The sequence below is a fragment of the Paractinoplanes ovalisporus genome, assembly GCF_016834655.1.
GTDB lineage: Bacteria > Actinomycetota > Actinomycetes > Mycobacteriales > Micromonosporaceae > Actinoplanes > Actinoplanes ovalisporus.
In genome coordinates, this window is the sequence record NZ_JAENHP010000004.1 from 694664 (window position 1) to 716795 (window position 22132).

At 70.0% G+C, this 22132-nt stretch carries 21 protein-coding genes and 1 pseudogene; 13 read left to right on the plus strand and 9 right to left on the minus strand.

Annotated elements, in window-relative coordinates; translation table 11 throughout:
- Positions 1–75: 75 nt before the first annotated feature.
- Positions 76–1875, plus strand: coding sequence for a glycerol-3-phosphate dehydrogenase/oxidase (locus tag JIG36_RS17250; protein ID WP_203377267.1), 1800 nt, complete (start codon positions 76–78; stop codon positions 1873–1875).
- Positions 1872–2132, plus strand: coding sequence for a DUF4031 domain-containing protein (locus JIG36_RS17255; RefSeq protein WP_203377268.1), 261 nt, complete (start codon positions 1872–1874; stop codon positions 2130–2132). The genes JIG36_RS17250 and JIG36_RS17255 overlap by 4 nt, the downstream gene beginning before the upstream one ends.
- On the opposite strand, the gene JIG36_RS17260 is transcribed toward JIG36_RS17255, so the two are convergent.
- On the minus strand, positions 2129–2761 hold the full coding sequence (locus JIG36_RS17260) for an HD domain-containing protein (RefSeq protein WP_203377269.1): 633 nt from the start codon (positions 2759–2761) through the stop codon (positions 2129–2131). The genes JIG36_RS17255 and JIG36_RS17260 overlap by 4 nt on opposite strands.
- Before the next feature lie 462 nt (positions 2762–3223).
- Between JIG36_RS17260 and JIG36_RS17265 the strand changes: the two genes are divergently transcribed.
- Positions 3224–4372, plus strand: a complete 1149-nt coding sequence (locus JIG36_RS17265) for an FUSC family protein (protein ID WP_307872764.1) — start codon at positions 3224–3226, stop codon at positions 4370–4372.
- Between the two features lie 490 nt (positions 4373–4862).
- Here JIG36_RS17265 and JIG36_RS17270 read toward each other — a convergent pair.
- Both JIG36_RS17270 and JIG36_RS17275 read right to left on the minus strand, forming a co-directional pair.
- Positions 4863–6812: pseudogene (locus tag JIG36_RS17270) on the minus strand (PrsW family intramembrane metalloprotease); the annotation flags it as partial.
- A 79-nt stretch (positions 6813–6891) separates the two neighbouring features.
- Entirely contained in the window at positions 6892–7188 is a 297-nt protein-coding gene (locus JIG36_RS17275) for a GroES family chaperonin (protein WP_203377469.1), read from the minus strand.
- A gap of 112 nt (positions 7189–7300) precedes the next feature.
- On the opposite strand from JIG36_RS17275, the gene JIG36_RS17280 reads away from it, so the two are divergent.
- Both JIG36_RS17280 and JIG36_RS17285 read left to right on the plus strand, forming a co-directional pair.
- Entirely contained in the window at positions 7301–8557 is a 1257-nt protein-coding gene (locus JIG36_RS17280; protein WP_307872765.1) for an AI-2E family transporter, read from the plus strand.
- Between the two features lie 41 nt (positions 8558–8598).
- Complete coding sequence (locus JIG36_RS17285) at positions 8599–9213, plus strand: hypothetical protein (protein WP_203377273.1); 615 nt, start codon at positions 8599–8601, stop codon at positions 9211–9213.
- 148 nt (positions 9214–9361) lie between these two features.
- On the opposite strand, the gene JIG36_RS17290 is transcribed toward JIG36_RS17285, so the two are convergent.
- From JIG36_RS17290 to JIG36_RS17305, 5 genes are all read right to left on the minus strand, one after another.
- Entirely contained in the window at positions 9362–9697 is a 336-nt protein-coding gene (locus JIG36_RS17290) for a DUF1416 domain-containing protein (RefSeq protein ID WP_203377274.1), read from the minus strand.
- Positions 9698–9699: 2 nt separating this feature from the next.
- On the minus strand, positions 9700–10548 hold the full coding sequence (locus tag JIG36_RS17295) for a sulfurtransferase (protein WP_203377275.1): 849 nt from the start codon (positions 10546–10548) through the stop codon (positions 9700–9702).
- Positions 10549–10733: 185 nt separating this feature from the next.
- Positions 10734–10811: an Ms5788A family Cys-rich leader peptide gene (locus JIG36_RS54655; RefSeq protein ID WP_369076880.1), complete on the minus strand. Its 78-nt coding sequence runs from the start codon at positions 10809–10811 to the stop codon at positions 10734–10736.
- Between the two features lie 70 nt (positions 10812–10881).
- Positions 10882–11676, minus strand: a complete 795-nt coding sequence (locus JIG36_RS17300) for an LmeA family phospholipid-binding protein (protein ID WP_307872766.1) — start codon at positions 11674–11676, stop codon at positions 10882–10884.
- 75 nt (positions 11677–11751) lie between these two features.
- The gene (locus JIG36_RS17305; RefSeq protein WP_307872767.1) at positions 11752–12753 is read right to left on the minus strand and encodes a hypothetical protein; all 1002 of its coding nucleotides are present in this window, start codon (positions 12751–12753) and stop codon (positions 11752–11754) included.
- Between the two features lie 258 nt (positions 12754–13011).
- Here JIG36_RS17305 and JIG36_RS17310 point away from each other — a divergent pair, with 258 nt between their 5' ends.
- The 6 genes from JIG36_RS17310 to pstB all read left to right on the plus strand — a co-directional run bounded on the left by JIG36_RS17310 (position 13012) and on the right by pstB (position 18948).
- Positions 13012–13734, plus strand: a complete 723-nt coding sequence (locus JIG36_RS17310) for a winged helix-turn-helix transcriptional regulator (protein ID WP_203377276.1) — start codon at positions 13012–13014, stop codon at positions 13732–13734.
- Between the two features lie 10 nt (positions 13735–13744).
- Complete coding sequence (gene mshD, locus JIG36_RS17315; protein ID WP_203377277.1) at positions 13745–14617, plus strand: mycothiol synthase; 873 nt, start codon at positions 13745–13747, stop codon at positions 14615–14617.
- A 247-nt stretch (positions 14618–14864) separates the two neighbouring features.
- Positions 14865–15962 (plus strand): phosphate ABC transporter substrate-binding protein PstS, encoded by a 1098-nt coding sequence (gene pstS / locus JIG36_RS17320; RefSeq protein ID WP_203377278.1) that lies wholly within the window; start codon positions 14865–14867, stop codon positions 15960–15962.
- Positions 15963–16003: 41 nt separating this feature from the next.
- On the plus strand, positions 16004–17080 hold the full coding sequence (gene pstC / locus JIG36_RS17325) for a phosphate ABC transporter permease subunit PstC (RefSeq protein ID WP_203377279.1): 1077 nt from the start codon (positions 16004–16006) through the stop codon (positions 17078–17080).
- Positions 17081–17112: 32 nt separating this feature from the next.
- Positions 17113–18162 (plus strand): phosphate ABC transporter permease PstA, encoded by a 1050-nt coding sequence (pstA, locus tag JIG36_RS17330; protein ID WP_438870736.1) that lies wholly within the window; start codon positions 17113–17115, stop codon positions 18160–18162.
- Between the two features lie 9 nt (positions 18163–18171).
- Positions 18172–18948 carry a phosphate ABC transporter ATP-binding protein PstB gene (gene pstB, locus JIG36_RS17335; RefSeq protein ID WP_133874204.1) on the plus strand — a complete coding sequence of 259 codons (777 nt, stop codon included), beginning with the start codon at positions 18172–18174 and terminating at the stop codon, positions 18946–18948.
- 137 nt (positions 18949–19085) lie between these two features.
- Here the strand turns inward: pstB and JIG36_RS17340 are convergent, their stop codons facing one another.
- The gene (locus JIG36_RS17340; protein WP_307872768.1) at positions 19086–19877 is read right to left on the minus strand and encodes an NUDIX hydrolase; all 792 of its coding nucleotides are present in this window, start codon (positions 19875–19877) and stop codon (positions 19086–19088) included.
- Positions 19878–19924: 47 nt separating this feature from the next.
- On the opposite strand from JIG36_RS17340, the gene JIG36_RS17345 reads away from it, so the two are divergent.
- Positions 19925–20902, plus strand: coding sequence for a Gfo/Idh/MocA family protein (locus tag JIG36_RS17345; protein WP_203377281.1), 978 nt, complete (start codon positions 19925–19927; stop codon positions 20900–20902).
- Positions 20903–21076: 174 nt separating this feature from the next.
- Positions 21077–22123, plus strand: a complete 1047-nt coding sequence (locus JIG36_RS17350) for a LacI family DNA-binding transcriptional regulator (RefSeq protein ID WP_203377282.1) — start codon at positions 21077–21079, stop codon at positions 22121–22123.
- The last annotated feature ends 9 nt before the right edge of the window (positions 22124–22132 follow it).

Genomic DNA, 22132 nt, shown 5'->3' on the forward strand with positions numbered 1-22132 from the left:
TAGGGACGGCCGAGAGCGGATCGGTTGCACACAGGAGCGGGTTGGGGAGCGCTCGCGGGCGCTAACGTGGGACGCGTGCGCGAACCCTCCGTCTCCCGTTACGCGGCCGGTCGTCTCTCCCCGATCCGCCGGGTGGCCGACATCCGGCGCCTGCGCGACGAGCAGTTCGACGTCCTCGTCGTCGGCGGCGGGGTCACTGGTGCCGGCGCCGCCCTCGACGCCGCCTCCCGTGGCCTCAAGGTCGCCCTGGTCGAGGCCCGTGACCTCGCGGCCGGCACGTCCAGCCGATCCAGCAAGCTGATCCACGGTGGCCTGCGCTATCTGGAACAGCTCGAGCTGCACCTGGTGCACGAGGCGCTGACCGAGCGGGGCCTGCTCTCCACCCGGCTGGCGCCCCACCTCGTACGCCCCGTGCCGATCCTGGTGCCGCTGCCCGCCGGCAACCCGGCCGTCCGCGTGGGCCGCCGGGCCTACTACGGGCTCGGTGTGGCCGCGTACGACGTGTTCGCCGGTGTCTTCGGCCCCGGCCGGGGCATGCCGCTGCACCGCCACCTCACCCGCGACGGCGCCCGCCACCTGTTCCCGAGCCTGCGGGCCGACACGGTGAGCGGCGCGATCCGCTACTACGACGGCCAGGTCGACGACGCCCGCCTGGTGGTCACGCTGGCCCGCACGGCGGCCAGCCTGGGCGCGGCCGTGGTCACCAGCGCCCGCGTCACCGGCTTCATCCGCGAGGCCCGCGAGGTGGTCGGTGTCCGCGTACGCGACCTCGAAGCCCCCGACTCACCCGAGATCGAGGTCCGGGCCCGTACGGTCGTGGCCGCCACCGGCGTGTGGAGCGACGACATGTCCCAGATGCTGCGCGACGTGGGCGTACGCCCCGGGTTGCGCGTCCGGGCGTCCAAGGGCGTCCACCTGGTGGTGCCCCGCTCGGCGATCACCGGTGAGGCCGGGCTGATCCTGCGGACGCCCACCTCGGTGCTGTTCGTCATCCCGTGGGGCGGCCACTGGATCATCGGCACCACCGACACCGACTGGAAGCTCGACCGCTCCCACCCCGCGGCCTCCGCGCGCGACATCCGTTATCTGCTCGACCAGGTCAACATGGTGCTCGACCGGCCGCTGACCACCGACGACATCGAGGGCGTCTACGCCGGTCTGCGGCCCCTGCTCTCGGGCGAGGCCGACTCCACGTCCAAGCTCTCCCGCGAGCACGCCGTGTTCGAGCCGATGCTGGGGCTGCTGCTCGTGGCCGGGGGCAAATACACGACGTACCGGGTGATGGCGGCCGACGTGGTCGACAAGGCGGTGCGGCGGCTCGGCGGCGAGATCCCGCCCTCACGCACCGACGAGCTGCCGCTGCTGGGCGCCGACGGTTACGCGGCGGCCTGGCGCGACCGGCAGGACACGGCCCGCCGCCACGGCGTCACTGCCGGCGTGGTCGAGCACCTGCTCGAGCGCTACGGCACGCTGGCGGTCCACCTGCTCGCGATGATCAAGGCGGATCCGGAGCTGGCGGTCCCGCTCACGGGCGCGCCGGAATACCTCGCGGCCGAGGTGGCATATGCGGCCCTGGCCGAAGGCGCCCTGCACCTCGATGACGTGCTCACCCGCCGTACGCGAATCTCGATCGAGACCACCCACCGCGGCACCGAATCGGCCGCCCACGCCGCGGCCGTGATGGGTGACGCGCTGGGCTGGGACAATGCGGTGCGCGAACGCGAGGTCGAGCACTACATGGCGCGGGTGGCGGCCGAACGGCAGTCCCAGACGATGCCGGACGACGCGGCGGCCGACGCGGCCCGGGTGGGCGCGCCCGACGTGCGGGGGTTCGCCGCCGACCGCGGGATCGACCTGCTGCAAGTCGACCTTTGATCCTCGTCGACGAGCCGCTCTGGCCGGCCCGGGGGCGGCTCTGGTCGCATCTGGTGAGCGACCTCTCGTACGACGAGCTGCACGTCTTCGCCGAGATGCTGGGGGCGCCGCGGCGGGCCTTCGACCGGGACCATTACGACATTCCGGCCTTCCGGTTCCAGAGCGCGCTGTGGCTCGGGGCGGTGTTGCTGCCGTCCCGCGAGTTGGCGTCGCGCCTGAGGGCCGCCGGTTTGCGGCGGCCCAAGCACCTGTACTAGCTCTTCAACTCGTTCTCCAGGTTGGCGCGGGCCCGCGCTTCCCACTGCTCACGGATCGGCTCGAGGCGGTAGATCGAGGGCAGCTCGAGCAGTGCCTTGAGCACCTGGGCGCGGCCGGCCTTGAAGTCGTCGTCCGGCACGTGGGCGTACTCCCGCCGGATCTTCGCGGTGTAGTCCGCGTACGCCTCGTCGTCGCCCGCGAGCACGGCCAGATCGGCGTCGCAGAGCAGTTCCCCGTCCGGGTCGTCCTCCTCGGTGGCGTGGCCCGCGGTGAGGCCGACCAGGCGGGCAACCTCGGCGGCGGTGTCTTCCGGCACGCCCAGCGTCTGCAGGAGGCCCTCGGCGAACTCGGCGCTGTCCCGCTCGTTGGCATCGCCGAGCGCCGTCGGGTCATAGACGGCGTCGTGCATCCAGGCGGCCAGCCGAACCCGTTCCGGGTGGGGTGCCAGCGCGTCGAACCGGTCGATCACGTCCAGAACGGCCGTCAGGTGCTGAACGGTGTGATATTGCCGCTGCGGTTCGGACCACCTGGTCAGCAGGTAGGCGGCCGCGGCTTCCAGATCTCCGTCCCCCACGGTGGCGCCGGCCGTGCGGACGGCGCCGCGGAATTGCGCTACGAGATTTTCCACGTCGCCAATCCTGACATCACCTTCGGTGGGGCCGTCGATCGCTGCTCGGCCGCCTGTTTCTGGTCGTGTCTGTGCCCGCGCTGGGCCGTTTCTGTTCTCCGGGTGCTGGGCCGTCTCCGTGCCTGCGCTGGGTCGTTTCCGTTCCTTGGGTGCTGGGCCCTTTCCGTGTGTGGTGCTGGGCCTTTGTCCCTTCCCATGCGGCGGCAACTGCCCTAACCCGCCGCTCTCGGGGCTGGCGGCAACTGGCCCAACCCACCCCAACCAAGGGGGCCTCCGTCCCACCTCGTCGGGCCACGTGACTGCCGTGGCGCACCGAACGTACTCCGAAATTGAGCGGCCGAGCGGTTATCCACATTCCGGAGTTATCCACAGCGGCGGAGTTGGGTCTGCACGCCGGGATGGCGGACGACCTAGGGTTTGGGCATGACGGAGTCGGCGGCACGAGGGCGGTTCGCTCGGGCTGTGGCGCGAGGTCGGAGCGGTCTCTGGGAGGGGCTGCGACGCACGCGCTACGGGCTGGCTCTGGCCGTGCAAGCCGGCGTGGCGGCGGGGCTGGCCTGGTTCGTGGCGCACGACCTCATCGGACGGCCCAGCCCCTTCTTCGCCCCGATCGCCGCGGTGATCACGCTCGCCTCGTCGGTGGGGCAGCGGGTGCGGCGTACGGCGGAACTGGTTCTCGGGGTGGCCATCGGCATCGGGATCGGCGACGCGTTCATCCTGCTGGTCGGCAGCGGGCCGTGGCAGATCGGGCTGATCGTGCTGCTGGCGGTCCTGGTGGCGACGGCCGTCGGGGGCGGGACGCCGCTGGTGGTGCAGTCGGCGTCGTCGGCTGTGCTGGTTGCCACGCTGACGTCGAGCACGGGTCTGCCCTGGACGAGATTCTTCGACGCGCTGGTCGGGGGTGGTGTCGGGCTGGCGGTGATGACGCTGCTGCTGCCGCTCAACCCGCTGAACGTCGTCCGGCGGGCGGCCGACCCGGCCCTGCGTGCGCTGGCCGACGGGCTGCATCAGGTCGGTGCGGGGCTGGCCGAGCGGGAACGCAGCACGATCGAGGACGCGCTGGCCCATCTGCGGGCGGCCGAGGCGACCTTCGCGGCGTTCTCGGCCGCGGTGACTGCCGCCCGCGAGAACGTGGCGTTCGCGCCGGCCCGCTGGCGCAACCGGGGTGCGTTGGCGCTCTATGTCGACGGGGCGAGCCACATTACGTACGCGTTGAGGAACTGTCGCGTGATGAGCCGTCGCGCTGACACCGCGCTGGGTGATGACGAGACGATTCCCGAGGTGCTGCCGGTCTCGGTGGGGTTGCTGGGCGACGCGGTCGACCTGCTGCGCCAGGAGTGGGCCAAGGGAGTCGAGCCGGTTGCCGCCCGTGAGCGGGCGTTGCGGGCGGCGGCCGAGTGCGGGAAGGCGTACGAGGAAGGGGTGGGCTTCTCCGGCGGGGTCATCGTGGCACAGATCCGTACGACCGCGACCGACCTTCTTCGGGCCAGCGGGGTGGACCATGCCGAGGCGCCGCGCCTGGTCCGGCGGGCGGTCGGTTGGCACGGGCGCCCGCACTCCCAGCGGCGCAAACCGGCCTCGCGCTCGGGCCTGGGCCACCCACCGACCTGACCCACCTGGGCACTCCCTATTGCTGGGGCGGGTTCTCGCTCGCGGGGTGACGGTCGTTGGCCGGGGTGGCCTCCGTGGGCGGCGGGGCGAACGGCGGTGGGGTCGGGTAGTTGGGCGTGGTCGGGTAGCTGTAGTTGTCCGGGTATTGGTAGGTGGTCGGGTAGCTGTAGCCGGGCTGGGGCGCGTCGTTGGCCGGCTGGGCGCCCTGGTCGGGCTCGGGCGCGGTTTCGGGCCGGGGCGACGATGCGTTCTGGCTGGGCTGCGCGGGGTTCTGTCCGGGCTGAGCGCTCTGGCTGGGCTGCGCTCCATCGTGGCCGGGCTGAGCCGCGGGCTGCGGGGCCGGATGGGGTTGAGCGGGCTGCGCGGTGTGGCCCGGCTGGGTTGCGTCGTAGCCCGGCGGTGTTCCGTATTGCGGCTGGTGGCCGTAGCCGGGCTGAGTGGCGTATGTGGGCTGGCCGGGCTGCTGGGGGTGGGCGACATATCCGGGTGGGGCATATCCGGGTTGAGCGCCGGTCGACGGGTGCGCGCCGGAAGTCGGCTGGCCTCCGTAAGGGGGCTCACCGTTATGGGCGGGCTGGACGTAATAGCCGGGCTGGGCGGGAGCGGCATAACCGGGCTGAGCGCCGTAGCCGGGCTGGGCAGCATAACCAGACTGAGCGCCGTAACCGGGCTGGGCGCCGTAGCCGGGCTGGGCGCCGTAACCGGGCTGGGCGGGAGCGGCGTAACCAGGCTGAGCGGCGTAACCGGGCTGCGCGGGGGCGGGGTAGCCGGGCTGGGCGGGATAACCGGGCTGGGGGCTGTGAGTGGGCCAGCCGTAACCGAGGGCCGGCTGGGCTCCGTAACCGTGGGGAGGGTTGCCGTGCGGGTGGGGCCACGCGGCGGCGTACGGGGGCTGGGGGATCTTGATCGGTAGCGGGACCACCGGCTCGGCGGGTGGGGGGACTGTGCGAGTCACGCCGTCGGGGAAGGTGATCTGGTAGTTGTGGCCGTCCCAGAAGGCTCTGGGCGCCTGGGGGTCTCGGCCGTTGAAGGCGGCCCGGTATTCCAGGATCTCGTTGAGCAGGCGATGTTCCTCGGCGGCGGCGCGGTTGATGTCGGCCGGCTTGCGGTCCAGGCCCCGGTTCATGCCGTCGCGGAGCAGGGCCAGCTGGGTCGAGGCGAACTGGAAGCTCTTCATCGCCCTCTGGCCGGACTGGCCGGCCACCCGGCGGGCCCACTGGCGGGCCGAATAGCGGCGGCCGAGGCTGCCCAGCGCCGCCACCTCGGGTGGGGAGAACCAGCCCGTGTTCACGTAGAACGGCAGGATCCGCTCGGTGAGCCGGCCCTCCCAGGAGCGCAACGCGATCGCGAAACCGACGACCGCGAAGAAGAACGGGACCATGAAGCCCAGGTAGCCGTACAGCATGATCAAGGGCTGGGAGAGGCTCACCGAGAGCGTGGGCAGCAGGTTGAACGTGCCGTGCAGGATCATCGCCAGCAGCAGGCCGGCGATGGGGGCCAGCCAGCGCACCCGGCGGTCGCCCGAGCGGGCCGCGATGCCCAGGCCGATGCCGGTCATCGCGGAGAACAGGGGGTGCGCGAAACCGGTGAACAGGATGCGCACAATGAAGATCGCGAAGAGGTTCTGCAGGCCGGTGGCGGGACCGTACTGCTCGGCGCCGGCCCCGTAACCGTGTTCGCCGAGGTAGAGAACGTTTTCCACCATGGCGAAGCCGAGCGCCGACATGCCCAGATAGACGATGCCGTCGGTGATGCCGGACCATTCGGCCCGCCGCCGCCAGAACAGCAGCAGCGGGCCGGCGGCCTTCATCAGCTCCTCGATGAACGGCGCCACCAGCACTGCCACCAGGGCGTCGGGCAGGCCGATCCGCTCGAACAGGGAGGCCGAGGCGGTGTTGACGACCAGCGCTACCGCGGTGGCGATCGCGGCGCCCCAGGCGAAGCTGAAGGCCAGGTAGCGGATCGGCTCGGGCTCGTAGCGGTCGAGCCAGAAGAAGCTGGCGACCAGCAGCGGGACCGGCAGAACGGCCGCGGTGAGGCCGACCAACAGGCTCGTGACGCCCATGTTGACGCCGAGGAACAGCAGCATGCCGATCGCGCCGGCCAGCAGGAACGTGATGACGCCGGCGATCGGCAGCCACCGCCGCCAGCCGGTGCGACGCGCGGCGACCGAGACCTCGGTCGGAGGCAGCACCATGGGCGTGAGCTCGCCGGCCTCGGGCACCACAACACCAGCCTGCACCGGGCCCGCGGGCGAAGAGGTCGCAACACCGGCCTGCACCGGGCCCGCGGGCGAAGAGGCCGCAACACCGGCCGGCGCCGTGCCGGCCGGCGAAGAGGCCGCGACACCGGCCTGCCCCGGCCCGGCCGGCGAAGAAGCGGGCGGCGAGGAGAGCGGAGCAGCCTGGTCGGGCGTCCCACCCGGCGAAACGTCGGCCATGCAGCCAGCGTAGTCACCCGATCGGGGAGCGGCCGCCCCGAGGCGGATGAGCGAGCCGCGAGACAGCGGCCGGGAGGGTCTAGAGATAGAGGCCGGTGCCGTCCGACTCGACCCGGCTGGCGGCGACGGCGTGCACGTCACGCTCGCGGAGCAACACGTATTCCCGGCCGTGCAGTTCGACCTCGGACCGGTCGTCGGGGTCGAACAGCACCCGGTCGCCGACGACGATCGAGCGGACGTTCGGGCCCACCCCGACCGCCGTGGCCCACGAGAGCCGGCGGCCCATCGACGCCGTCGCGGGGATGACGATGCCCGCGGTGGAACGGCGCTCGCCCTCGCCCCCGTCCTGCCGGACGAGCACGCGGTCGTGCAGCATGCGGATCGGCAGTCCGCTCTCGGTTCGGGTGTCGGTGCTCACGACTGCTGACGGTACGCCGCCCGTCGTGGCGGCCACCGTGCGGGAGCGCCCGGAGACTAGGTTGTTAGCCGTGAGCCGGTTGCAGCGAGTCCGGGACAACTTGAAGCGTGCCTATGAATCCGGGCGGGAGTCCGTCCGCCTGGCGCGCGAGGACCCCGCGCCCGAACCGGACAACGAGGTCGAATTCGCGCCTCCGCCGCCCGAGCCCGACGACGTGCACCACTCGACCAACAGCCGCGACGACGCCGAGGTGCCGCACTCGCTGCGGATCGCCGCCGCCTGGGGCTGGCGTCTGATCGTGGTCGGCCTGGTCGGCTGGGCGCTGCTGCGGTTCATCGGCATCATCAGCGTCGTCGTCATCCCGCTCGCGGTCGCCCTGCTGCTCTCGGCCCTGCTCGCGCCCGCCGTCGGCTGGCTGCGCCGGTTGCGCCTGCCGCCGTCGCTGGCCACGTTCCTCGTGCTGATCTGCGGCCTGGCCGCGGTCGCGGGCACGTTCACCCTGGTGATCAACCAGTTCCTCGACGGCCTGCCGTCGCTGACCCAGAATGCGACCGCCGGCGTCCGCCAGATCCAGGAGTGGGCCAAGACCGGCCCCCTGCACCTCTCGGACGACCAGGTCAACCAGGCCATCGACAACGCACAGGAGTGGATCAACACGCACAGCGCGTCGCTCACCTCGACCGGCATCGCCACCGCGGCGACCGTGTTCGAGGTGCTGACCGGCATGCTGCTGGTGCTCTTCTCGACGTTCTTCTTTCTGCGCGACGGCCGCAAGATCTGGCGGTTCGTCGTCCGGCTGTTCCCGGTGAACGCCCGCTGGTCGATCGCCGACGCCGGTGACGCCTCATGGGCCACCCTCGGCGCCTATGTGCGGGCGACCGTCCTGGTGGCGTTCATCGACGCCGTCGGCATCGGCATCGCGCTGGTGATCCTGGACATCCCGTTCCCGTTCCCGCTGGCCGCGCTCGTGTTCCTGGGCGCGTTCATCCCGATCGTCGGCGCCAGCGTGTCGGGGGCGGTGGCCGTGCTGGTCGCGCTGGTCGACCAGGGCTGGGTCTACGCGTTGATCGTGCTGGGCGCGGTGATCCTGGTGCAGCAGGTCGAGGGTCATGTGCTCCAGCCGCTGATCATGGGCCGGGCCGTCGCCATCCACCCGCTCGCCGTGATCATCGGGATCGCGTCGGGGGTGGTGCTGGCCGGCATCATCGGCGCGCTGGTCGCGGTGCCGTTGATCGCGGTGCTCAACACCGGCGTCCGCCGCCTGACCCGGCGCCGCCCCGAGGTGCCGCCGACGGCCGTCGTGGTGAGCGGGGGAAGCGGCGGCTAATTCGGTTGTCCGCGCGGGCCGGAGAACGCAGAGTCACGGCCGTGGATGCTGACGATGTGACGCGCGCGGTGGGCCTGGCGATCGAGACCCTGTCCGAGGCGGAAGACCGCGATTGGTCCGTACGGGCGGGGGATCTCACCTGGACCTGCTGGGAGACCACCGAGCACATGGCGGACGACCTTTTCATGTACGCATCACAGCTGTCCCTGGCCGCGCCGTCGGTGACCGCCCATGTCCCGTACGGGTATCAGAGTCGTCGCGAGGGCGGGCCCTACCTGACCGTGTTCGTCGATCCGGCTCAACGTCCCGCCGGTCTGCTGCAGGTTCTCGAGTCGTGCGGTGGGTTGCTGGCCGCAGTGGTGGCGACGGCCCCGCCCGAGCGGAGGTCGTTCCACAACTACGGGCCGTCCGACCCGAGCGGCTTCGCGGCGATGGGTGTCGTCGAGGTAATCGTCCACATGCACGACCTGGCGGCCGGGCTGGGTCTGACGTGGGAGCCGCCGGAAGATCTGTGCGCCCGCGCGCTGACCAGGCTGTTCCCCGAGGCTCCGGCCGATGAGGACCCGTGGGCCACGCTGCTCTGGTCGACCGGCCGCGCCGACCGGCCCGGCCACCCGCGCCCCGAGAAGTGGAAGTGGGACGGCAGCCCACGGTGAGCGCGGGCAACGCAGCCGCCGACAACGGGGTGGCAACCCACGGTGAACGCGGGCACGGCAGCCGCCCACAAAAGGGTGTCCGGGCACGATGAAGGGCGGGCCTCCCGCCGTACGGGAAACCCGCCCTTGATCTTCAGAGCGTGGGCGGTCAGGCCGGCGAAACCGCCAGCGCGACCTCGTTGACACCGACCGTGGCGTCCACCACGGCCTCGCCGTTGCCGCTGCGCGAAAGGGCACGCAGCGTCCACGAGCCGGGGGCGGCGAAGAAGCGGAACACGCCCTCGGGGGACGAGACCACCTCGGCGGTGAACTCGCCGCTCGAGTCGAGCAGCCGCACGTACGCGCCGCCGACCGGCTCACCCTCGGCGTTCTGCACGATGCCGGTGAGGACGGTCTCGCGGTTGAGGTCGACCGAGGCCGGGATGGGAGCCGACTGGTCGGGAGCGGCGCAACCGGCCGCGGTGGTGTTGGACGGAGAAGTCATGATCAGGCCTTCCCAGGTTCGTCGCCGAGCGCGATCGGGACGCCGATCAGCGAGCCGTACTCGGTCCAGGAGCCGTCGTAGTTCTTGACGTTCTGCTGGCCGAGGAGCTCCTTGAGCACGAACCACGTGTGCGAGGAGCGCTCGCCGATGCGGCAGTAAGCGATGGTGTCCTTGCTGCCGTCGAGGCCGGCGTCGCCATAGATCTTGGCGAGCTCGTCGTCGGACTTGAAGGTGCCGTCCTCGTTGGCGGCCTTGCTCCACGGCACGCTGATCGCGGTCGGGATGTGGCCGGCCCGCTGCGACTGCTCCTGCGGCAGGTGGGCCGGAGCGAGCAGGCGGCCGGCGAACTCGTCGGGGCTGCGCACGTCGACCAGGTTCTTCACGCCGATGGCCTCGACGACCTCGTCGCGGAAGGCGCGGATCGACAGGTCGGGCGCGGAGGCCGAGTAGCTGGTCTTCGCGCGGACCGGAACGTCCTTGGTGTACGCGCGGGCGTCGAGCTCCCACTTCTTGCGGCCACCGTCGAGCAGCTTGACCTGGTCGTGGCCGTAGAGCTTGAAGTACCAGTACGCGTACGCGGCGAACCAGTTGTTGTTGCCGCCGTAGAGCACCACGACGTCGTCGTTGGAGATGCCGCGCTCGGAGAGGAGGGCGGAGAACTGCTCCTGGTTGACGAAGTCACGCCGGACCGGGTCCTGGAGGTCCTGCTTCCAGTCGATCTTGACGGCGCCCGGGATGTGCCCGCCGTCGTAGGCGGAGGTGTCCTCGTCGACCTCGACGAAGACGACGCCCGGGGTGTCGAGGTTCTGCTCGGCCCAGTCGGCCGAGACGAGTGCGGTGTCGCGACTCATCGGTCTACTCCCTGTCAGGTGAGAGATGGGGGTGAGTCAGCGCACGGAATTTGCTTGTCGCACCGCGCGCGGGACCCAGTGGAGATTGGAAATGGATCTCGAGCTGTCGTGCGACGGCGCCACGAATCCGGCTGCGTTGCCGGCGGGGAGAGAGAGCTAGAAAGTGCTCAGCACACGTGGCCCCGTCAGATGACGGGGCAACACAGGCAGGCGGCCATGCGGCACAGGTCGACCGCACGCCTCTTGGTGAGCAACGGGCTCATGAGATTGGACCCTACCAGCGGTTCATGTGCCGGTAACAGACTCGACCACGATCCGGGAACATGGCCGGGGTCACAGTCCGCCCGCGTTGAGTGACACGTCGTTGGCGCCGGCGGTGAACTGGAGACCCTCGGGACGTGGCTCGACCTTCTGCACGGCCAGCTTGAGCGGCAGTTCCGGCACCCGCAGGTCGACCGAGAGTTTCTGCACGTACGCGTTGACCAGGTTGCGCACGATCGGCACGTTGGGCAGCTCGGCCGCGGTCACGTCGGAGAAGCGCACCTGGACGACGCCGTTCTGCACGGCGACGGTGGCCGTGCCCGAGACGTTGAAGGTCTGCCCGAGCGCCTGCAGCGGTGCGCTGCCGACCAGCTTGCCGTCCTTCTCGTCGAGCTTCAGCCCGGGCTGGCCGATCAGCTCGGCCAGTTGCGGGTAGTCGATCGTGCCGGTGCCGGTGACCGTCTTCGCGACGATGTCGCCGGTGCCGTTGCGGATCGTGTCGAGCGGCGCGTTGACGTCGTTGGCGCGCACGTCGAGGTTGGCCACCTTGACCGTCCGGTTGTTGCCCGCCGGGCCGGTCAGGTTGGCCAGCTGGATCCGGATCTCCTGGTAGTTCCCGTCGAGCACCTGGGTCAGGAACGGGACGCCCTCGATCGTGACGTCCGGCTTCTCGCTGCTCGCGTTCTGGTCGGCGACCTGCTGCGAGACCCGGTCGCCGATGGTGCGCTCGGCGTAGCCGACGGCGAACCGGTCGAGCGCGATGAGCAGGCCGAGCACGATGACCAGGAAGACGATGAAGGTGATCAGCAGGCGTCGTCCCCACCGCTTCTTACGCGGGCGCTGAGTGCCGTAGACCTCGCCGCTCACCGGTCCTCCTGACAGAGCCGAAAACTTGCCGGGAACCGTACATGCCCGTTCTGTGGACCCGGTGAAACAGCGGCCTCAGAGGAACCAGTGGCTCAGGGCGTACGCCGCGGCCGAGACGAGGGCGAAGGCGCCCAGCGGCCCCTGCATGTGCCGGGCCACCCAGAACGTCGGGGCGTCACCGGCGAGCTCGCGGCCGGCCTGTCCGAAGTTGACCGCGAGGTCGACCAGGTGGGCGACCACGACCGCGATGAGGCCGACGATCGCGCCCTTGGCCGGGGTGAACGGGAAGACCAGGAAGCTGCCCAGGGCGGCCCCGGACAGCGTGCCGAGCATCGCGCCGAGCACGACCCCGGCCACACCGCGCGGCACCTGGGCGGCGATGCGCGGCTTGGGGAAGAGGGCGTCGGTGGCCCGGGCCACGACCAGCGCGACACCCGCGGCGGCGGCGCAGACGATCACGGTCTGGGTGCCGTTCTCCTGGCGGGTCAGGACGATCGGGATCGCGTACGCGGCCACGCCGGCCACGATCGCGAGCGTAGCCCGCCACGAGTCGGTCAGCCGGGCCCGGTCCTCGGCCCGGAACAGCTGGCCGATCAGGGCCGCGACGAACCCGCCCAGGGTCGTCCACACCAGCGGCATGAGGGCCGCCTCGGCGCTGGTGACGCTGAGATAGTCGGCGACCAGCGCGACCGCCACGCTGACCCCGGCGGTGGCCGCGGGCGCGGGCGGGCTGAGCGCCATCACCCAGGCCAGCAGATAGAGCAACTGAACGCCGAACACCACGATCGCGTACGGAAGCCGCGAGTCGGGCGCGGAGGTCAGGGCGCCCAGCACCATGCCGACCGACAGGAGACCGGCGAACCCGGCGATGGCGAGCGCCAGCTGCCGCCGTACCGGAACGACTTCGATCTCTTCGAGTTCTTCGTCGTCCTCGGCCTCATCAGGCTCGGCGGAACCCTTGCGGTCCGGCTCTTTGTCGTCCCGGAAGCCGGTCGGCGGCCGCTTGCCGCCGCCCCTCGCGATCTCGCGCGAGGCGTCGGCGTCCCAGGAGTCGTCCTGCGGCATGGAAGGGAACACGGATGAGATCGTGCCAGAACCCGACCGGGCACCCAATTCCGCGGCGTTTGTTAAAGGCTTGTTACTAAACCGCCATTCGTACACCGGAAGGGCGTTCACTACATCACTCAGTCAAACGATCGAGGCGTTCTCGGTGATGCATCGGTTAAGGTAAGCCCAGCCCACCCGTCGGTGACGCCGGGAAATGTCCGCCGATGGCGGAGCCGAAGTATGAACGCCATCGAGTCACCCGAGCGGCCCTGTGCCGCAAGGACGGAGGTGAGTGTGGAAATCCTTCTGTTGGTGACGGCACGTGCTGGCGAGCCTTCCGCCGTGCTGCCCGCGCTGGATCTGCTTCCCCACTCCGTACGCACCGCACCTCGCGATGTCCGCACCCTGGTGTCCGGGCCCAGCCCCGACGCCGTTCTGGTGGACGCCCGCTCCGAGCTCTCCGAGGCCCGCGCCACGTGCCGCATGCTGCACGCGACCGGCATCGGCGTCCCGCTCATGGCGGTCGTGACCGAGGCGGGCCTGATCGCGCTCAACGCCGACTGGGGTGTCGACGACGTCATCCTGGCCAGCGCCGGACCCGCCGAGGTCGAGGCGCGGCTGCGCCTGGCCGTCGGCCGACTGAGCAACGCGACCGCGGGCGCCGGTGGCTCGATCCGCGCGGGCGAGCTCAACATCGACCCCGACACCTACGCGGCGAAGCTCAAGGGCCGCCCGCTCGACCTCACCTACAAGGAGTTCGAGCTGCTGAAGTTCCTCGCCCAGCACCCGGGCCGGGTCTTCACCCGCGACCAGTTGCTGCGCGAGGTCTGGGGCTACGACTACTTCGGCGGCACGCGCACGGTCGATGTGCACGTCCGTCGTCTGCGGGCCAAGCTCGGCTCGGAATACGAGTCGATGATCGGCACGGTGCGCCAGGTGGGCTACAAGTTCGTCGTCCCCCCGTCCGGCCGCCAGCTGCCCGACAACGAGCCGGTCTCGCTGCCGGTCTAAGTTTGAGGGCATGACGTCAGTTCGTGCTCTTGACCGGTTGAGTGCTGCTGAGGCGGCTGACGTTCTCGCGTTGGCCGCCGCGGCCGAGCAGGCCGACGGCGTCTACCCACTGTCCGAAGACGTAGTGCTGCGTGTGCGCGGCGGGGAAGATCCCGCCGCGCACACGCATTTCCTCGTCCGGGCCGAAGACGGCTCCCTGGCCGGATACGCCTTCTCCGGCGGCGAGCTCGTCGTCCATCCCGCCCACCGCCGGCAGGGTTACGGCACGGCCCTGCTCGTGGCGGCCGGGCCGGGGGAGCTGCGGTTCTGGGCGCACGGTGACGATCCCGGCGCCCGTGCCTTCGCCGAGAAGAACGGTTTCGAGCGCGTACGGGTCCTGTGGCAGATGCGCCGCCCGCTCACCGAGCCCATGCCCGACATCGCGCTCCCGGCCGGCGTCACCGTGCGTGGTTTCCGCCCCGGGGCCGACGAGGACGCCTGGCTCGAGGTCAACTCCCGGGCCTTCGCCCACCACCCCGAGCAGGGCCGCTGGACCCGCGACGACCTGCTGGCGCGCGAGAGCGAGCCGTGGTTCGACCCTGCCGGGTTCCTGCTCGCCGTCGACGTCGCCGACACCCTGCTCGGTTTCCACTGGACCAAGGTGCACCCGGCCTCCGCGGCCGACCCGGCGATCGGGGAGATCTACGTGCTGGGCGTCGACCCGGCCGGTCACCGCAAGGGCCTAGGGGCCGCGCTGAGCGTGGCCGGGTTGCGGCACCTGGCCGGCCAGGGTCTGACCGTCGCGAGCCTGTACGTCGACGAGTCGAACACCGCCGCCGTGGCGCTCTACCGGCGGCTCGGTTTCGAGATCTACAAGACCGACATCAACTACGCCCGAAATTGAGTCCCACGGGTCACGACCCGGACAACGGCGTATCTCGAGGCGGTAACTGCCGCCCCCCTATATCCGACATGTCGGTCTCTAGTCACTCAGTTCACGCAACGGACAACTCGCCCTCAGGGCAAGGCCACGTTTCGGCGTGAACGTGTTCACTGCGCGTTCATTTAGCCCCGGGTAACCGGCTACCTCCCCCTCTTAGCTTCGGTTGTGCCGGTGCGACGCCGGCTTGCACACCACCGAAGGGAACATTGTGAAGCTCCAGCGGTCCGGTTTTCTGGCAGCCGGCATTGCTTTGACCGCATCGCTCGCGCTCACCGCGTGCGGCTCGGACAACAACTCGCCGTCCGACGACGCCGGTGCGTCCGAGGCGTCGAGCAACTGTGTCGCCGGCAGCCTGACGGCTCAGGGTTCGTCGGCGCAGAAGAACGCCATGGACGAGTGGATCAAGACCTACCAGGCCCAGTGTGCCGACGCGAAGGTCGACTACCAGGGCACCGCCTCGGGTGCCGGCATCCAGGCGTTCATCGCGGGCACCGCCGACTTCGCGGGTTCCGACTCCGCCCTCAAGGAGGAGGAGCAGCCGCAGGCTGACGCGAAGTGCCCCGGTGGCGCGGCGCTGAACCTCCCGATGGTCGTCGGCCCGATCTCGGTCGTCTACAACCTCGACGGTGTCGACGGTCTCCAGCTCGACGCCCCCACCCTTGCGAAGATCTTCGACAGCAAGATCACCAAGTGGAACGACCCGGCGATCGCGGCGCAGAACTCCGGCGCCAAGCTCCCGGACAGCGCGATCACCGCCGTGCACCGCTCGGACGAGTCGGGCACGACTGACAACTTCACCAAGTACCTGAGCAAGACCGCCGAGGCCGACTGGACCTACGGCAACGCGAAGGCCTGGAAGGCCAAGGGCGGCACCGGTGCCGCCAAGTCCGACGGTGTCGCCACCGCGGTCAAGGGCACCGCCGGCTCCATCTCCTACGTCGAGCTCTCGTACGCCGAGAACAGCGACCTGCAGAAGGCCAAGATCAAGAACGGTGCCGGTGAGTACACCGAGCTGACCGGCGAGTCGGCCGGTAAGGGCATCGAGGGCGCCAAGATCGAGGGCACCGGCAACGACCTGAAGCTCAGCATCGACTACGCCGCCACGACCGCCGGGGCCTACCCGATCGTCCTGGTGACGTACGAGATCGTCTGCAGCAAGGGCTCCGCCAAGGCCGCTCCGCTGAAGGCCTTCTTCTCCTACACCTCCAGCACCGGCGGTCAGAAGGCGCTGGGCGACCTGGGCTACGCCCCGCTGCCGGAGAGCATCCGCAGCAAGGTCGAGACCGCGGTCGCCTCGATCTCCTGACCTGACGAACAAATCCCTCCGAGACGACAGCGAGCGAGCAGATGGGTGACTACCCCTCCTCCCGCTCGGAGAACGCCACCGCCAGCGACTCGGGTGTGATCGGACGTCACACCCGGGGCGCTGGCACCGGCGTTTCACCGAGTAGTCACGATGAACCCCCATTCGGCGGCGGCGGGGGCGCCCTGCCCAAGAAGGCCCGATTCGGTATGGAGGCCGGCTTCAAAGGCCTCTCCGTGGCGGCCGGCGCGATGGTGCTCGTCATCATCGTCGCCATCGCGATCTTCCTGATCTCCAAGGCAGTGCCGGCCATCCGGGCCGACAACGAGAACTTCCTGACCTTCAACCAGTGGTTCCCGAACGAGACCGAGCCGCGCTTCGGTATCGCGGTCCTCGCCTTCGGCACCTTGCTGACCTCGATCATCGCCCTGCTCGTCGCGGTGCCGATCGCTCTGGGCATCGCGCTGTTCCTGTCGCACTACGCACCCCGGCGGCTGGCCACGCCGCTGGGCTTCGTGATCGACCTGCTGGCCGCCGTGCCCAGTGTCGTCTTCGGCCTCTGGGGCCGCGACGTCTTCATGGAGCCGGTCCGCGAGTTCTCCACGTGGCTCAACAAGTACTTCAGCTGGATCCCGATCTTCGGTGGCGACGGGCCGTTCGGCCGCTCGGTGCTCCTCGGCAGCCTGGTCCTCGCGATCATGGTGCTGCCGATCGTGACGTCGCTGTCGCGTGAGGTCTTCCGGCAGACCCCGGGCATGAACGAGGAAGCCGCGCTCGCACTGGGCGCCACCAAGTGGGAGATGATCCGCACCGCGGTCCTGCCGTACGGCAAGCCCGGTGTGATCGCCGCGGTGATGCTCGGCCTCGGCCGTGCCCTCGGCGAGACGATCGCCCTGGCGATGACGCTCGGCATCGTCTTCAACATCTCGTTCAACATCATCGAGAACGGCGGTAACTCGATCGCCGCCAACATCGCCAACGCCTTCGGCGAGGCCAACGAGACCGGCCGTGGCGCCCTCATCGCCTCGGGTCTCGTCCTCTTCGCGATCACCCTGGTGGTCAACATGGCGGCGCGGGCGATCATCTACCGTCGGCGCGAGTTCCGGGACAGTGCGGCATGAGCCTTTTGGATCGGGAAGCCGCCGGCGTCGTCATGACGCCGGACAACATTCGCACCAAGCGCCTGCCGCTGGGCATCAACCTCGGCATCGCCGCGGCCGGCCTGCTCATCGCGGCCGCCGTCGTCTACGGCTTCGGCATCGGCAACTATGTGCTCGTCGTGGTGCTGGGCGTCGTCTTCTACCTGATCGGCCTGCAGGTCGTCGCCGGCCGCATCGAGGGTCCCCGCACCGCGCGCGACCGCATGTGGAAGACGCTCATCTACGCCGCCTGTGTGCTGGCGATCCTGCCGCTCGCGTCGGTGGTGTGGACGCTGGTCTCCAAGGGTGTCGAGCGCCTCGACGGCAACTTCTTCGGCACGTCGATGAACAACATCGGTGCCCGCGACCCCGAAGGCGGCGCCTACCACGCCATCATCGGCACGCTCGAGCAGGTCGGCATCGCCACCCTGATCGCTGTGCCGCTGGGTGTGCTCGGCGCGATCTACCTGGTCGAGTACGGCCGGGGCCGGTTCGCCAACACCGTCCGCTTCTTCGTCGACGTCATGACGGGCATCCCGTCGATCGTCGCCGGTCTGTTCATCCTCTCGTTCTGGGTGCTGATCGTCAGCCCGTGGTTCAACAACGGCACCCCGCGGTTCTCCGGTTTCGCCGCCTCACTGGCGTTGACCGTGCTGATGCTGCCGACGATCGTCCGGTCCACCGAAGAGATGCTGCGCCTGGTGCCCGGGCCGCTGCGCGAAGGTGCGTACGCGCTCGGGGTGCCGCAGTGGAAGACGATCCTCAAGGTCGTCCTCCCGACCGCGCTGCCCGGCATCGTCACCGGCGTCATGCTCGCCGTGGCCCGCGCGGCCGGCGAGACGGCCCCGGTGCTGCTGGTCGCGGGTGGTGCCGCGTCGATCAACTTCAACCCGTTCGAGGGTGGCCAGCAGTCCCTGGCGCTCTTCGTGTACCAGCAGGCCGGTGACGCCTCCCGGTACGCCCCGGCGCGGGCCTGGACGGCCGCGCTGACCCTGGTCGCGATCGTCCTGATCCTCACGATCGCCGCCAAGCTGCTCGCCCGTCGCAACAGTCTGTCCAAGTAGAGGTAACCCATGGCCAAGCGCATCGAGGCGAGCAACGTCTCCTCCTACTACGGGTCGTTCAAGGCGATCGACAGCGTGTCGATGACCGTCGAGCCGAAGACGATCACCGCCCTCATCGGGCCGTCGGGTTGCGGCAAGTCCACGTTCCTGCGGTCGGTCAACCGCATGCACGAGGTGCTGCCGGGCGCCCGCATCGAGGGCTCGCTGACCATCGACGACCAGAACATCTACGACCCGGACGTGGACGTCACCGCGGTCCGTCGCATGATCGGCATGGTCTTCCAGCGGCCCAACCCGTTCCCGACGATGTCGATCTATGAGAACGTGGTCGCCGGACTCAAGCTCAACGGCGTCAAGAAGAAGTCGGTTCTGGACGACGCGGCCGAGCAGTCGCTCAAGTCGGCGAACCTGTGGAACGAGGTCAAGGACCGCCTGAACCGGCCCGGCGCCGGCCTCTCCGGTGGTCAGCAGCAGCGTCTCTGCATCGCCCGCACGATCGCGGTCGAGCCGCAGGTCGTGCTGATGGACGAGCCCTGTTCGGCGCTCGACCCGATCTCGACGCTGGCGATCGAGGACCTGATGTTCAAGCTGAAGGACCGCTTCACGATCATCATCGTCACGCACAACATGCAGCAGGCCGCGCGGGTCAGCGACAAGACCGGCTTCTTCTCGATCGACAAGACCGGTGACCCGGGCCGTCTGATCGAGTACGACGACACGCAGAAGATCTTCAGCAACCCGACCGAGAAGAAGACCGAGGACTACATCACCGGTCGCTTCGGCTAGGCCCTTCGGTGGGCTTCGGCTCTACCGGCGCGATTGTCTAGAACGTCACCTGTGGACAAGTCGATTTGTCCACTTGCGACGGCGTATTTTTTGGCCAGCCCCCTGGGTGTGGCGGGGTTGGGCCAGTTGGCGGCGCGTTACTGCAGGTGCAGCAGCGCGCCGCCGTCGTCGGTCAGCTCGACGCGAGGCATGACCGGCGTCGCGGCGTCGCGGCGGCTCGCGGCCGCGACCACTTGCGCCATTTCCCCGTACGGGGCCAGGGAGTCCACCGCCGAGCGGGTCGGTGGCAGCATGGGCAGCCCGGCCGACTCCGCCGCCGTGATCCAGGCGGTGTCCTCGGTCTCGCCCGACACGTCCCGGGTCTGCTGACCCTCGGGCAGCAGGGCGACGAAGAACCACGTGTCGTACCGCTTGGGCTCGAACTCCGGGGTGACCCAGCGCGCCCAGCCGAACAGCAGGTCGTCCCGTATCCGCAGCCCCCGCCGGGTCAGCAGCTCGCTCAGCGTCAGCTCGCGGGCCAGGACGGCGGCGCGGTCGGCCTCCCAGTCGTCGGTGCTCACGTCGGCGATCGTGCGGTCGGGCCGGTCGGCCGGGCCCGCGAGCAGCACGCCGGTCTCCTCGAAGAGCTCGCGCACGGCGGCGCCGACCACGGCATGGGCACGCTCGGCGGGCACACCGAGACGGGCGGGCCAGTCGGTGCGGAGGGGATCGGGGCGGTCGTCCGGGTCGACGCCGCCGCCGGGGAAGGCGTACAGGCCGCCGAAGGCCATCGTGGCCGCGCGCCGCATCACGTACAGCTGGAAGCTCTCGCCCGAAGGGCGCAGGAGCACGACCGTGGCCGCGTCGCGCACCGGCGCCGGCACCCCGTCGAACTCGCGTGCTCGCTTGATCAGAGCCGGGGGCAGCCGCAACGGCGTGGAATCGGTCACCCGACGATCCTGACACCGGGACGGCCGCGGACGATACCGTAAGGATCATGACCGATCAGAAGGTTCGCTGGGGAATTCTCGGTCCCGGGGGGATCGCCGCCTCGTTCGCCGCCGACCTGCGGCATGTGCCCGGCGCCGAACTCGCCGCCGTCGGCTCCCGCCGTCAGGAGACCGCCACCGAGTTCGCCCAGAAGTTCGGTTTCGCGCGCGCCCACGGCTCGTACGCGGATCTGGCCGCCGACCCCGAAGTCGACGTCGTCTACATCGCCACGCCGCACGCCTTCCACGCCGAGGCCGCGCACCTGTGCGTCGCGGCCGGCAAGGCCGTGCTGGTCGAGAAGCCGATCACGCTCGACCTGCCGGAGGCCGCCCGGCTCGTGGCGGCCGCCCGCGAGAAGGGCGTCTTCCTCATGGAGGCCATGTGGATGCGCCTCAACCCGGCCATCCGCAAGATCGTCGAGCTGGTCGAGGAGGGCACGATCGGCTGGGTCAGCTCGATCCACGCCGACTTTGGTCTGCAGGGCCCGTTCGACGCCGAGCACCGGCTGCGCGATCCCAAGCTGGGTGGCGGAGCACTGCTCGACCTCGGCGTCTACCCGATCAACTTCGCCCACCTGATCATGGGGGCGCCGGCCTCGGTGCAGGCGTGGGCGCACCTGACGCCGGAACGTGTCGACGAGAACACCGGCATCCTGATGGGCTGGGAGCCCGGCGCGGTGGCCGCGCTGACCTGCAGCATCAACGGGCAGAGCCGCAACAACGCGACGATCACCGGCACCGACGGGCGGATCGAGCTGCCCGAGGGCTTCTTCGTGCCGCGCTCGTTCGTGCTGCAGCGGGCGGGCCGCGAGGCCGAGACGTTCGAGTTCGACTTCCCGGGCAGCGGCTACCAGTTCGAGGCGGCCGAGGTGCAGCGGTGCCTGCTCGCCGGCGAGCTGGAGAGCCCGCTCATGCCGCACGCGACGACGCTGGAGATCATGACGTTGCTGGACACGATCCGTGAGGAGATCGGGGTCGCCTACTAGCGCCTGTTTCGTAGCTGGGGCGTGTGCGAGGCGCGGTCCAGATTTCGTCTGGTGTCGGCCCGTGGAGGTCCGGCTCCCGGTGTTGGAACCGGGCTTTCGCGGGACGCCGCCAGGCGGGATCTGGACCTCGACGCAGCCCCGCTTCAGCTACGAAACAGGCGCTAGGGTTGGCGCATGCCGTCGAGAAAGGTCGGCGGCAAGCCGACATCGAGCGATGTGGCCCGGGCTGCCGGCGTCTCCCGCTCCGCCGTCTCGTTCGCCTTCAACAGCCCGCAGCGCATCTCGGCGGCGACCCGCGACCGCATTCTCGCGGTCGCCGCCGAGATGGGTTACACGCCGAACACGCTGGCCCGCATGCTCCAGGCCGGCACCACCAACTCGATCGGGGTGCTGCTGCCGCAACGGCTGGCCCGCATCCTCGAGAACCCCTATTACGCCCGCTTCCTGATGGGTGTCGGTCAGGTCTGTGACCAGGAGGGCTACACCCTTCTGCTGACCCCGCCCCTGCAGGATTCGGTGCTCAAGGCGATCCCGTACGCGGCGGTGGACGGATTCGTGGTCTGCGGGCTCGAGACCGAGGGGGCCGAGGTGCTCGAACTCGAACGGCGGGGCGTCCCGTTCGTGCTGATCGACAGCGACCGTTACGAGAACGCGCCCAGCGTCGAGGTCGACGACCGCGGTGGGGCTCGTGAGGTCACGCAATATCTGCTGGAGCTGGGCCACCGCCGGATCGCTGTGCTCTCCATGGGCCCCGGCCCCGACGTGGAGTCCCGCGGTTACCGCGGCCCGCTCGGGCGCCGGATGGACGGCATCGCCGACGCGCTGGCCGGGGCCGGGATGACGATGGCCGACGTGGCGCTGGCCGAGGTGCCGGTGACCCGGACGGACGGCTACACCGCCACCCGTGAGCTGATGAAACGCGACCCGCGCCCGACCGCGATCCTGGCCCTGTCGGACGTGCTGGCCTACGGGGCGGTCGACGCGCTGCAGGAGATGGGGCTGGACGTGCCGTCGGCGGTGTCGGTGACCGGCTTCGACGATCTGGCCGAGTCGGCCTGGTTCCGGCCGCGGCTGACCACCGTGAGGCAGCCGATCGTCACCAAGGGCCGCACGGCCGCCGACTTCCTGATCTCGGCGATGCGCGGCGAGGACCAGCATCCGCACCAGGTTCTCGGCACCACCCTGGTGGTTCGCGATTCGGCGGTCAAACCGCGTATGTAACACGTGTTA